This is a genomic window from Amycolatopsis sp. NPDC003731, from assembly GCF_053586895.1.
On sequence record NZ_JBSFNC010000164.1, the window covers coordinates 1 to 11777 of the forward strand.

8 protein-coding genes, 1 tRNA gene and 1 pseudogene are annotated in these 11777 nt (G+C 71.3%); all 10 read left to right on the plus strand.

Annotation, left to right across the window (positions count from 1 at the left end; all coding sequences use genetic code 11):
- Positions 1-215, plus strand: a pseudogene (locus tag ACWDN5_RS40095) (AAA family ATPase); the annotation flags it as partial.
- A gap of 44 nt (positions 216-259) precedes the next feature.
- The gene (locus ACWDN5_RS40100) at positions 260-2029 is read left to right on the plus strand and encodes a hypothetical protein (RefSeq protein ID WP_449679947.1); all 1770 of its coding nucleotides are present in this window, start codon (positions 260-262) and stop codon (positions 2027-2029) included.
- A 310-nt stretch (positions 2030-2339) separates the two neighbouring features.
- A tRNA-Arg gene (locus ACWDN5_RS40105) sits at positions 2340-2416 on the plus strand.
- 19 nt (positions 2417-2435) lie between these two features.
- Complete coding sequence (locus ACWDN5_RS40110) at positions 2436-3548, plus strand: vWA domain-containing protein (RefSeq protein WP_449679948.1); 1113 nt, start codon at positions 2436-2438, stop codon at positions 3546-3548.
- Positions 3541-4653 (plus strand): XdhC/CoxI family protein, encoded by a 1113-nt coding sequence (locus ACWDN5_RS40115; protein ID WP_310974521.1) that lies wholly within the window; start codon positions 3541-3543, stop codon positions 4651-4653. Before ACWDN5_RS40110 ends, ACWDN5_RS40115 begins: the two co-directional genes overlap by 8 nt.
- A gap of 203 nt (positions 4654-4856) precedes the next feature.
- The gene (locus ACWDN5_RS40120) at positions 4857-5381 is read left to right on the plus strand and encodes a (2Fe-2S)-binding protein (RefSeq protein WP_449679949.1); all 525 of its coding nucleotides are present in this window, start codon (positions 4857-4859) and stop codon (positions 5379-5381) included.
- Positions 5381-7822, plus strand: coding sequence for a xanthine dehydrogenase family protein molybdopterin-binding subunit (locus tag ACWDN5_RS40125; protein WP_310974520.1), 2442 nt, complete (start codon positions 5381-5383; stop codon positions 7820-7822). The genes ACWDN5_RS40120 and ACWDN5_RS40125 overlap by 1 nt, the downstream gene beginning before the upstream one ends.
- The gene (locus tag ACWDN5_RS40130; protein ID WP_449679950.1) at positions 7819-8673 is read left to right on the plus strand and encodes an FAD binding domain-containing protein; all 855 of its coding nucleotides are present in this window, start codon (positions 7819-7821) and stop codon (positions 8671-8673) included. Before ACWDN5_RS40125 ends, ACWDN5_RS40130 begins: the two co-directional genes overlap by 4 nt.
- A gap of 78 nt (positions 8674-8751) precedes the next feature.
- Positions 8752-9684 (plus strand): SRPBCC domain-containing protein, encoded by a 933-nt coding sequence (locus ACWDN5_RS40135; protein ID WP_449679951.1) that lies wholly within the window; start codon positions 8752-8754, stop codon positions 9682-9684.
- Positions 9685-10145: 461 nt separating this feature from the next.
- Positions 10146-11366: a diguanylate cyclase gene (locus tag ACWDN5_RS40140; RefSeq protein ID WP_449679957.1), complete on the plus strand. Its 1221-nt coding sequence runs from the start codon at positions 10146-10148 to the stop codon at positions 11364-11366.
- Positions 11367-11777: the final 411 nt, after the last annotated feature.

Sequence of the window (11777 nt, forward strand, 5' to 3'; positions counted from 1 at the left end):
CTCGGCAAATCGCTGAAGCGGTGCATCGGCTCCGCGAAATGGATTTGCTGAAACCACCGGGAGTGGCGGAGTCCCTCGATTGGGGGCGGGCTCTTTTGACTCTTCACCGTGACGAGCTGGACGCGGCGACAGCGGCACGCACGCTCGGAGCCGTCCTGAAATACAGCGAAGACCTCGACCGGGTCAGGGCGAAGCTCGACGCCTTGTTCGCCTGACCACCCGGGTCGGGGGCCGGGTCGAAGCGAGGGAGAACCAGCGGATGAGCGTGGCGGAGACGACGGAGACGAGACCGCCGTCCGAAGCAGCACCGGATCGGCCGGGTGCGGCCGGGACGGCGACCGCGCGCCGGGGCTGGCGGGGCAAGCTCGCCGCGGTGGCCGCCGTGCTCGGCGGGACAGCGCTGATCGCCGTGCACGCCTCCTTCTACGGGCACTGGCTGATCGACGACTCGGCCATCACGTTCGCCTACTCGCGCAACCTCGCCGACGGCTTCGGGCCCGTGCTCCAGCCCGGCGCCGCGCCGGTCGAGGGGTACTCCAACCCGACCTGGATGGTCCTGATCGCCCTCGGCAAGCTCGTCGGTCTCTTCGACCACGGGACGCTCTTCGGCGTCAACGACCAGATCCTCTTCCCGAAGGCGCTCGCGCTGCTCTGCTGCGCCGCCATCCTGGTGCTCTTCTACTTCGGCGCGAAGGTGCTCAGCCGCCGCCCGGCGCTGATCACGTTCGCCGCCGGGGCCGCGCTCGCCGCGATCCCGTCCTTCGTCATCTGGTGCTTCTCGGGGCTGGAGAACTCCTTCTACGCCCTCACCGTCGCCGCGCTCGCGGTGCTGATCGTGCGTGCGGTCCACAGCGGCCGGCTGCTCGACACCCAGGTCGCCGTCGGCACCGGGCTGATCTCGATGCTCGCCGCGCTGACCCGGCCCGACGGCATCATCTACGCCGGGGCCTACCCGATCGCCGTCCTGCTGTTCCTCAAGCGGGAGCTGCTCGGCCGCAGCGTGCGCGCGGTCGTGCTCTCCGTCGCCGGCTTCGCCGTCCCGTACGGCGCGTACCTGGTCTTCCGCTGGTTCGAGTTCGGCCGGCTGGTCCCGAACACCGCCGTCGCGAAGGGGCAGGAGCCGCCGACGCTCGAGGACCTCGCCCGCCCCGGTGACATCGTCTCCTACGTGGGCTGGCTGGTCGTCGCGGTCGCCGTCGCGTGCCTGGTGGTGCTGATGGTCCGGCCGTCGCGCCTGCGCACCGGGCTGATCGCCCTGATGGCGCCGTTCGGGCTCAGCGTGGTCGCCTACATCGTGCTCGAGTACGACTGGATGGGGCAGCTGCGGTTCGCCACCCCGGTCTGGACGCTGGGCGCGTTCGGTGCCGCGATCGTGGTCGTCGAGGCCCTGGCCGCGGTCCGGCTGCGCGGCCGGATCGCGCTCGCCTGCCTGCTGGTGGTGGCGTTGGTCAGCTCGGTGAGCGGGCTCTACGACCAGGGCACGTCCTACCGCGCCAACGTCAAGACCGCGTTCTGCATCGTCGCCGAGCGCGACGCCCGGACGATCAACGGCCTCGCGGACCTCCTCAAGCTCCCCGACTCGGCCCAGGTCGGCCTGATCGATCTCGGCGGGACGTCGCTGGGCAGCCGCCTCCGGGTGCTCGACCTGGCCGGCCTCGGCGACAAGCAGGTGGCCGACTACCTGCACGAGTCCGACGTGACGGGGGTCCGCAACTACGTCTTCAACCAGGAGAAGCCCGAGCTGATCACGTTCATCGGTTCGTGGATCACCACGCTGGGCTTCGACAAGGACCCGCGGTTCGAGAGCGAATACGCGACGATCTTCCTCAACCGGCCGATCGGCGTGGCGACCATCGATTCGCGCAACTGGGTCAGCTACCACGTCCGGCGCGACCTGGTCGACGACGCGAAGCTCGCCGAACTCCAGGCGTACGCCCAGAAGACGCTGCCGCCGGTCCTGGAGCTCAACAAGACGGCGGGGCTGCGCGGTTGTGACAACGTCCAGCCGGGCTTCAAGGCCGCTGCCTGAGCGAAGCCGCAACGCCCGCCTCGACGGTCCACAAAGGACCACCGAGGCGGGCGTTTTTAATTGCGTTGCCCCTCCGTCGCGGCTGAGGCATTCTTTCTTCACCACCAGCACGCCACCCCGAGAGGAGGAGATCGTGACCCGACGGCAAGACCGGAATCCCTGCGGCGCGATCTCCCGCGTCGTTCGCTGAAAATTCCCTTTTCTTTCCGAAAAGCTCTTCGCGCCCACCCGCCGCTACCTTGGGTCGGCCGCGGCGAAGAGCGCGGTCTGCGCGCCCGTCCGGGGAGGGGCGCGTGCGCAGACCGCCCTTGTCCCGGTAGCTCAGCAGGACAGAGCGCGGCGCTACGAACGCCGAGGTCCGAGGTTCGACTCCTCGCCGGGACGCCAGAAAGCGCACAATGGACGTATGACCACTGCCGCCGATCCCGTGGCCGGGTACGTCGGGTTCGCCGCCGCGCTGCGCGAAGCCGGTGTCGCCTGCGACGCACACCGCGTGCAGGCGTACCTCACCGCCGTGGCCGAGATCGACGTCGCCGAACCCACCCGGCTGTACTGGGCCGGGCGGCTCACGCTCTGCTCCAGCCCCGATGACCTCCCGTACTACGAGGAGGCCTTCAGCCAGTGGTTCTCAATCGAGACCACGACGCCGAAGCGGGCGACGTCCGCCGCGCCCAAGAAGGCCAGGATCGCGCCGCTGGGCGAGGCCGACGGCGGGGACGCCAAGGGCGGCGAAGGACAAGACCAGCTGAAAGTCGCCGCCAGCGCCCACGAAGTCCTGCGCCACCGCGACCTCGCCGAACTCACCACCGCCGAGCGCGAACACCTCCGCGAGCTGCTGGCCACTCTGAAACCCGCGCTCCCGCGGCGCCCGGCCGCCCGGCGGACGCCGTCGCGACGCGGCCGGCTCGACCCGCCGCGGACGCTGCGCGCCATGCTCGCCAGTGGCGGCGAGCCCCTCCGGCTCGTCCATGCCCGGCGCGGCAGCCGGCCGCGGCGGGTGGTGCTGCTCATCGACGTCTCCGGCTCGATGAGCCCGTACGCCGACGCCCTGCTGCGGTTCGCCCACGTGCTGACCCGGGCCGCGCCGCCGTCCGTCGAGGTGTTCACCCTCGGCACGCGGCTGACCCGGGTGTCGCGCCAGCTGCGGCAGCGCGACCCGGAGCGCGCGATGCTCGCGGCGGGCTCGGCCGTGCCGGACTTCGCCGGCGGCACCCGGCTGGGGGAGACGCTCCAGGCGTTCCTCGACCGCTGGGGCCGGCGCGGAGTCGCGCGCCGCGCCGTGGTCACCGTGTTCTCCGACGGCTGGGAGCGCGGCGACACCGGCCTGCTCGGCGAGCAGCTCGCCCACCTGCGCCGGCTCGCGCACGCCGTATTCTGGGTGAATCCGCACGCCGGCCGCGCGGGGTACGCTCCGGTCCAGTCGGGCATCGTGGCCGCGCTGCCCCACATCGACCGGCTCCTGGCCGGGCACACCCTGGCCACCTTGGAACGACTGCTCGGGGAGATTTCCGATGCGTGACGTACTCGATGACGTGTTCCGCCGCTGGTCCGACGGGGAGACCGTCGGCCTCGGCACCGTGGTCGCCACCTTTTCCTCGGCGCCGCGTGCGCCCGGCGCCGCGATGGTCGTCGCCCCCGACGGGACCGTCGCCGGCAGCGTGTCCGGCGGCTGCGTCGAGGGCGCGGTCTACGAGCTCGCGCAGGAGGTCGTCGCCGAACGCAAGCCGGTGCTGCAGCGCTACGGCGTCAGCGACGACGACGCCTTCGCGGTCGGCCTGACCTGCGGCGGGATCATCGACATCTACGTCGAGCACGTCGACCGCGCGTCGATGCCCGAACTCGGCGAGGTCGTCGCGTCGGTGCGCGGCGGCGAGCCGGTCGCGGTCGTCACGGTGATCGAGCACGAGCAGGAGGGTCTGGTCGGCGAGCACATGATCGTCTGGCCGGACCGCACCGCGGGTTCGCTGGGGTCGTCGCGGATGGACGACGCCGTCGCCGACGACGCGCGCGGCCTGCTGGCCAGCGGCCGCACCGGCACCCTGCACTACGGCCCGGACGGGCAGCGCCGCGGCGAGGGCATGGCGGTGTTCGTCAACTCCTTCGAGCCGCCGCCCCGGCTGCTGGTCTTCGGCGCGATCGACTTCGCCGCCGCGATGGCGCGCATGGGCGCCTACCTCGGCTACCAGGTCACGGTGTGCGACGCGCGGCCGGTGTTCGCCACCACCAGCCGCTTCCCGGACGCGCACGACGTCGTCGTCGACTGGCCGCACCGCTACCTGCGGGCCGAGGCGGACGCGGGCCGCGTCGACCGGCGCACGGCGATCGCCGTGCTGACCCACGACCCCAAGTTCGACGTGCCGCTGCTCGAAGTCGCGCTGCGCCTGGACGTCGGGTACGTCGGCGCGATGGGTTCCCGCAAGACGCACGACGACCGGTTCGCGCGGCTACGCGAGGCCGGGATCACCGAGGCGGAGCTGGAACGGCTGTCGTCGCCGATCGGCCTCGATCTCGGTGCGCGCACGCCGGAAGAGACGGCCGTGTCGATCGCCGCGGAGATCATCGCGCTGCGGTGGGGCGGTGGCGGCAAGCGGCTCGCGGAGCTGTCGGGACGCATTCACGGCTGACTCAGCCAGGTGGCCGATAAAGTTCACCCGTCCGGCGTTCCGCGGATGCGGCGTTGTGTCGCACCTGCGCGCGTATCTGCGGAACAGGTAGTTGAACGTGTGACATCAGGGCTTGTCGACGCGAAGGTCGCGTAGCACGCTCGGGGTCTGTGAGCCCGATCACGGTCGGGCAGGCCGTTCCCGAACCGGCTTTTGGAGGCCTGATGCGCATCACCGTCACCGTCGACGGGACGAAGTACACCGACGAAGTCGAACCCCGCACCCTCCTCGTGCACCACCTAAGGGAAAAACTCGGGAAGGTCGGCACCGTCGTCGGCTGCGACACCAGCAACTGCGGCGCCTGCACCGTCCACCTCGACGGGCACAGCGTGAAGTCCTGCTCCGTGCTGGCCGTCCAGGCCGACGGCTGCGAGGTCACCACCGTCGAAGGCCTCGCCCGCGACGGCAAGCTGCACCCGGTGCAGCAGGCGTTCCACGACAACCACGCCCTCCAGTGCGGGTTCTGCACGCCGGGGATGATCATGCAGTCGATCGACCTGCTGGCCGACAACCCCGACCCGGACGAACAGGCCGTCCGCGAGGGTCTCGAAGGCAACCTCTGCCGCTGCACCGGCTACCAGAACATCGTCCGCGCGGTCCGCGACGCCGCGAAGCACATGAGCCCGGGCGCCGGACCCGAAGCCGAGCGAATCGCCCAGAACAAGCACGTCGGCGTGGGTGGTGACTGATGACCGCCACGATCGAACCGGAGGTCGGCAAGTCCCGCCGCCGCAAGGAGGACGAGCGGCTGATCACCGGCCGCACCCGCTGGACCGACAACATCACGCTGCCCGGCCTGCTGCACCTGGCCGTCCTGCGCAGCCCGTTCGCGCACGCCAAGATCGTCTCGATCGACACGTCGGCGGCGAAGGACGCGCCCGGCGTCATCGCCGTCTACACCGCGCAGGACCTCGACCCCGAAGGCGCGGTCGGCATGCCCTGCGCGTGGCCGATCACGCCGGACATGAAGGCGCCGCGCCGCCCGGTGCTCGCCGCCGGCACGGTCAACTTCGCCGGTGAAGGCGTCGCGGTCGTCGTCGCGCGCTCGTCCGCCGAAGCGCACGACGCGCTCGAGGAGATCGACGTCGAGTACGACGAGCTGCCGGTCGTCCTCGACATGGAAGCCGCCATCGCCGACGGCGCGCCGCTGGTCCACGAGGACCTGGGCACGAACACGAGCGCGGTCTGGAAGTTCGACTCGGCCGAGGCCGGGACCGGCGGCAACGTCGAGGACGCGATCAGCTCCTCGGAGGTCGTGCTCAAGCGCCGCTTCCGCCAGCAGCGCCTGGTCCCGGCGTTCATGGAGCCGCGCGCCTGCGTCGTCGACCCGACCGGCACCCAGATCACCATGTGGTCGGCCACGCAGATCCCGCACATCCTGCGGGTGATGTCGGCGCTGACGCTCGGCATCCCCGAGCACAAGCTGCGCGTGATCGCCCCGGACGTCGGCGGCGGCTTCGGCGGCAAGATCGGCGTCCTGCCCGAAGAGATGATGTCGCTGCTGGTCGCGCAGAAGCTCGGCAAGCCGGTCAAGTGGAACGAATCGCGGTCGGAGACGATGCTCGCCGCGCACCACGGCCGCGACCAGATCCAGGACATCACCATCTCGGCGACCCGCGACGGCCAGGTCACCGGCCTCAAGGTCGAGCTGCTGGCCAACCTCGGCGCGTACAACGGCCTGGTCGGGCCGGGGGTGCCGATCCTCGGCGCGTTCATGTTCAACGCGATCTACAAGATCCCGGCGTACCACTTCGCGTGCACCAACGTGTACACGACGACGACGCTGACCGACGCCTACCGCGGCGCCGGCCGCCCGGAGGCGACGTTCGCGATCGAGCGGATCATGGACGAGCTCGCCGTCGAGCTCGGCATGGACCCCCTGGAGCTGCGCGAAAAGAACTGGATCAAGCACGAGGAGTTCCCGTTCACGACCGTGTGCGGGCTGACCTACGACTCCGGCAACTACGAGGCCGCCACCGAGAAGGCGAAGCAGCTCTTCGACTACGACGGCCTGCGCGCCGAGCAGGAGCGGCGCCGCGCGTCGAAGGACAAGGTGCAGCTCGGCATCGGCATCTCGACGTTCACCGAGATGTGCGGGCTCGCGCCGTCGCGGGTGCTCGGCTCGCTCGACTACGGCGCCGGCGGCTGGGAGTACGCGTCGATCCGGATGCTGCCCACCGGCAAGGTCGAGGTCACGACCGGCGCGTCCGCGCACGGCCAGGGCCACGAGACGGCGTGGAGCCAGATCGTCGCCGACCAGCTGGGCGTCGCGTTCGAGGACGTCGAGATCCTGCACGGCGACACGCAGTCGTCGCACAAGGGCATGGACACCTACGGTTCGCGCTCGCTGGTCGTCGGCGGCATCGCGATCGTCAAGGCCGCGGAGAAGGTGATCGCCAAGGCCAAGCCGATCGCGGCGCACCTGCTCGAATGCGCCGAGGACGACCTCGAGTTCGCCGGCGGCAAGTTCACCGTCAAGGGCACCGACACGTCGACGTCGATGGGCGATGTCGCGCTCGCGGTGTTCGCGGCGCACAACCTGCCCGACGGGGTCGAGCCGTCGCTCGACTCGGACGCGACGTTCGACCCGGAGAACTTCTCGTTCCCGCACGGCACGCACCTGTGCGCCGCCGAGGTGGACACCGAGACGGGCCGGATCACGCTGCGCTCGTACGTCTGCGTCGACGACGTCGGCGTCGCGGTGAACCCGCTGATTGTCGAGGGCCAGGTGCACGGCGGGCTCGCGCAGGGCATCGCGCAGGCGCTGTTCGAGGGCACCGAGCACGACGAAAGCGGCACGTTGACGACCGGCACGTTCGCCGACTACCTGCTGCCGTCGGCGGCCGACCTGCCGTCGTTCACCACCGACCGCACGGAAACGCCGTCGACGACGAACCCGCTCGGCGCCAAGGGCGTCGGCGAGGCGGGCACGATCGCCTCCACCCCGGCGGTGGTCAACGCGGTGATCGACGCCGTGCGGCCCTTCGGCGTCGACGACATCGAGATGCCGCTGACCCCGATGCGGGTGTGGCACGCCATCCAGCACGGCACCACCGACGCGGGCGGCCCCGGCCGCGGCGAAGCGGGCGGCGGATTGGGTTCCATCGACGCCACCGGAGGTGCGCAGTGATCCCGGCTCCCTTCGACTACGTCCGTCCGTCCACAGTGGACGAAGCGGTCCAGGCGCTGGCGACGGCGGGCGAGGACGCCAAGGTGCTCGCGGGCGGACAGAGCCTGCTGCCGGTGCTGCGGATGCGCCTCGCGGCGCCGACGACGCTGATCGACCTCGGGCGCGTCACGGAACTGCGCGGCGTCCGCGAAGAGGGCGACTCGCTGGTGATCGGCGCGATGACCACGCACTACGACGTCCAGCGGGACGCGTTGGTGGCGGCGCACGCGGCGTTGCTGAAGTCGGCGACCGACACGGTGGCCGACCCGCAGATCCGCCACCGCGGGACGCTGGGTGGCGCGATCGCCCACGCCGACCCGGCCGGCGACCTGCTGGCGCCGGTGCTCGCGCTGGACGCCTCGCTGGTGGTGGCCGGCCCGTCGGGGCGGCGCACGGTGCCGGCCGCGGACTTCTTCCGCGACCTGTTCACCACCGCGCTGGCGCCGGACGAGTTGCTGGTCGAGGTCCGCATCCCCAAGCACACGGGGTGGCGGGCGCACTACGAGAAGTTCAACCGCGTCGCCCAGGCGTGGTCGATGGTGGCGGTCGCGGTCACGGTGCGTACGGAGGCGGGCGTCATCGAGGAAGCCCGGGTCGCGCTGACGAACATGGGCTCGACCCCGATCCGCGCCTCGGGCGTCGAGTCGGCACTGGTCGGCGTCCAGGCATCGGCGGAATCGATCGCGGCGGCGGCCTCCCACGCGGCGGAGGGCACGAATCCGCCGGTGGACAGCAACGCCGACGTCGAATACCGCCGTCACCTGGCGGAGGTATTGACGGGACGCGCCATCGCGGCGGCCGCGGGAGCCTGACGCTGCACCCTGGCCGCCGCTCCGGCGGCGGCTAGGGTGGGCAGCGGACCCGTCCGCTTTCAGGAAGGAGGTCGGCCCGTGCGGCTCGACCACGAATTCACCGTCCCGGCTCCGATCGGCGAGGTCTGGCAGGCGGTCGTCGACCCCGAGCGCGTCGCCCCGTGCATGCCGGGCGCCACGCTGACCAAGGTCGAAGGGGACAGGTTCAGCGGAACGGTGAAGGTCAAGCTCGGGCCGATTTCCCTGTTGTACAAGGGAAACGGTGAGTTCCTGGAGAAGGACGAAGCAGCCCGCAAGGTAACGATCAAGGCCTCGGGCAAGGACTCCCGCGGCTCCGGCACAGCGGCGGCGACGGTAACGCTGACGTTGACGGAGAAGGACGGCGGAACCCACGGATCGGTGGCAACCGACCTGGCGATCACGGGCAAGCCGGCCCAGTTCGGGCGCGGGTTGATCAGCGAGGTGGGCGGGAAGATCCTGGACACGTTCGCGGGATGCCTGTCGGGAAAACTGGCCCCGGCGGAGGCGGAAGGGGCGCCTGCCTCGGCTCAGGCTGCCTCGGCTGGTGACGCCCCGGCGAAGGCCGCACCGGCCGGCGATGCCCAGGCGGCTCCCGCGGCGGCGGCAGCCTCGGCGAATACTGCTGCGGCCGGCGATGCCCCGGCCGCTCCCGCGGCGGCGGCCGCCGCCCAGCCGGTGGCCGTGCCGGCCGCGAAGCCGGTCCCGGAGCAGGGTGCGCCGGCGGCCGAACCGACGGCCACCTCCGAGCCGGTGGCCAAGCCCCAGCCGGCGGTCAAGCCGGCGCCGACCACTCCGGAGATCAACACCGAGCCGAAGCCCAAGCCGGCGGACCGGCCGGCGCTGCACAGCGTCCCGGCACCCCCGGAGACCGAAGCGATCGACCTGCTCGACTACGCGGGACAGTCGGTGCTGAAGCGGGTGGTTCCGGTGCTGGTCGCCGTCGCCGCGGTGGTCGGCTTGGTGGCGATCGTCCGCGCTCTGCGCAAGTAGCCCGGCTCGGTGGCGATCGTTCGCGCCCTGCGCAGGTAGGCCGGTTCGCGTCGGTGGGCTCTGGTCGTGGCTGGTCCGGTGGTGATCGTTCGTGCCCTGCGCGAGGAGGGCCGATTGGGATCGGTGGGCTTGGGGCCCGGCCCGGTGGTGATCGTCCGGGTGTTGCGTACGTGAGCCTGGCCTGTCCGGGTGTCCGCGCGGGTGATCCGCTCGTGAGGCGCTGAGCTGGGTCGATCTACCCTGCGCGGGTCTTCGAACAGGGGCGTTGGCCGCAATTCGCCCGGACTGGCGACGCGCGTCGTCGGAACGGCTACGCTGGGCTACCTGGTCGGCCGAACTTCGCGCAAGGGGTACGTCACGATGGCGGTTCGTCACGTCTGTGGCCTCGGCTCTTGAGAGCGCAGGCCGCCGTGCGCCGGGAAGCGCTTTCCACCTGGCCGGGCTGGCCTGCGCGATGGGCGATGTGGGGTGGCGCCAAGACCCGCTGGATCGCCTATGCCCTCGGCTGCGAACTGCTCGCCGTCGTCGCGACCGGGACGGCGCTGGCCACCGGGTTCGGCGGGCCCGTGCGTCCGGGGTGGTTCGCGGTGCTCGTCGCGCTGGGGGTGGCGCAGGCCGAGATGTCGCGCCGGATCGAGCGGTTGCGGCGGTGGATGAGCGGGCAGACGCACATCAACGTCACGTCCGTGTGGTACCTCGCCGGTGTCGTCCTGCTGCCACCGGCGTGGGTGGCGCTGCTGGCCGTCGTGCTCTACACGCACCTGTGGGTGCGAGTGTGGCGCCAGGTCCGTACGCGGCCCGCGCACCGCTTCGTGGCGAGCACGGCTTGGGCGATGCTCTCGTGTTTCGCTGCTTCCTCCGTTCTCGCGGTGCTGGGGTTGCATGGGACGCCGTTGCAGACGCCGCGCGGGTTGTTCGCGTTGTGCTTGGCGGCCGCGGTGTTCGAGCTGGTGAACGTCGGCCTCGTGGCGGCCGGCATCTACCTGTACACGAGCCAGCGGTCGGCGGCCGATCTGATCGGCACGTGGGAGGACAACGCGTTCGAGCTGGCGACCCTCTGTCTCGGCGGGCTCGCTGCCCTTGCGCTGGTCGAGCAGCCGGTGCTGGTGGTGTTCGTGGTGGCGCCGTTGCTGCTGTTGCACCGCTATTTGCTGTTGAAGCAGCAGTTGCAGGTCGCGGCGGTCACGGACGAGAAGACGGGGTTGCTCAACACCGCCGGCTGGCACGAATCGGCGACGCGCGAGCACACCCGCGCTCAGCGCCGCGGCGCCGGGGGCTTCGCGGTGCTGATGATCGATCTGGACCACTTCAAGCGGATCAACGACACGTACGGCCACCTGACCGGCGACGACGTGCTGGCGGCGGTCGCGGTGGCGATTTCCGGGTCGGTGCGCCAGGGCGACACGGTGGGCCGGTTCGGCGGTGAGGAGTTCGTGGTGCTGCTGCCGGGCATCGGCCGTGCGGACGTGCTGGCGATCGCCGAGCGGGTGCGGGTGGCGGTGGGTGAGCTGAACGTGGTGATTTCGACGGGTGCCGGGACGGTCCGGGTGAGTGGCCTTTCGGTGTCGATCGGGGTCGCGCGGCATCCGGACGCCGGGCCGACGCTCGATGATGTGCTGCGCACCGCTGATGCCGCGCTGTATCGGGCCAAGGAGGCCGGGCGGAACCGGGTCGCGGTGTGAGGGCGGTCGGGTTGCGCGGGTGGGTGGCTCGCGGTGGCGAGCTGGGGTGATCGGCTGGTCTGGGTGGTGGGGCTGCTGGTGCGTTGGCGTGCCGTGGGGTGCGGCGGTTGGGGCGCGGGATGTGCGGGCGGGTCGGCTCTGGTCTCGCGGGCGGGGCTCGCCCGGCCTCGAGGGGGAGCGGGGCAGGGGATGCTGGTCGCGATGGGGGTGGGCGGGCTCGGATCTTGGGTTGGGTGTCTTGGGGGCGGGGGTGCTGGTTGCGCTCGAGGGGACGGCGAGCTTGGGTCGCGGGTTGGGCGTCTTGGGGGTGGCGACGCTGGTTGCGCCCGAGGGGAAGGCGGGCTTGGGTTGGGGGTTGGGCGTCTTGGGGGTGGCGACGCTGGTCGGGCCCGAGGGGAGGCGAGCTTGGGC

What these genes read in the sequence shown, in the direction of transcription:
- ACWDN5_RS40100 (WP_449679947.1), top strand. Translation starts at nt 260, where the DNA reads ATGAGCGTGGCGGAGACGACGGAGACGAGACCGCCGTCCGAAGCAGCA.
- ACWDN5_RS40110 (WP_449679948.1), top strand. Translation starts at nt 2,436, where the DNA reads ATGACCACTGCCGCCGATCCCGTGGCCGGGTACGTCGGGTTCGCCGCC.
- ACWDN5_RS40140 (WP_449679957.1), top strand. Translation starts at nt 10,146, where the DNA reads ATGTGGGGTGGCGCCAAGACCCGCTGGATCGCCTATGCCCTCGGCTGC.
- ACWDN5_RS40115 (WP_310974521.1), top strand. Translation starts at nt 3,541, where the DNA reads ATGCGTGACGTACTCGATGACGTGTTCCGCCGCTGGTCCGACGGGGAG.
- ACWDN5_RS40120 (WP_449679949.1), top strand. Translation starts at nt 4,857, where the DNA reads ATGCGCATCACCGTCACCGTCGACGGGACGAAGTACACCGACGAAGTC.
- ACWDN5_RS40125 (WP_310974520.1), top strand. Translation starts at nt 5,381, where the DNA reads ATGACCGCCACGATCGAACCGGAGGTCGGCAAGTCCCGCCGCCGCAAG.